The organism is Pseudoalteromonas sp. GW168-MNA-CIBAN-0100, assembly GCF_040309225.1.
GTDB lineage: Bacteria > Pseudomonadota > Gammaproteobacteria > Enterobacterales > Alteromonadaceae > Pseudoalteromonas > Pseudoalteromonas arctica.
The window spans coordinates 1-255 of sequence record NZ_JBEOOL010000794.1; the positions used below are offsets into that span (position 1 = coordinate 1).

Here is a 255-nt window from a genome sequence, read left to right on the forward strand (position 1 = left end):
GGAGTATGGACGCAATTATTAAAACGAAACTTGATTACCCAAAAAAGATAAATAAAACAATAGAAATATTGCTTCAGCACTTAAAATTAAAAGATATACACCGTCTGAAATTAACAAAAGTTCAATATTTCAAACCAGTAGCTAATGAATGTCATATAAACACTATGCTAATGAAAGATTTCGAAGATGGTGAGCAAGAGTTTGGTTGGTTAGTTTGGTATGACGCAAAAAATGATTTTTGTGAAGCAATTTTTC

The 255-nt window shown here is 29.8% G+C and carries 1 protein-coding gene; it reads left to right on the plus strand.

What is annotated here, in order from left to right; translation table 11 throughout:
* Nucleotides 1-255, plus strand: a 255-nt coding sequence (locus AAEY62_RS23455) for a hypothetical protein (RefSeq protein ID WP_350636858.1), incomplete at both ends; no start/stop codon positions are given.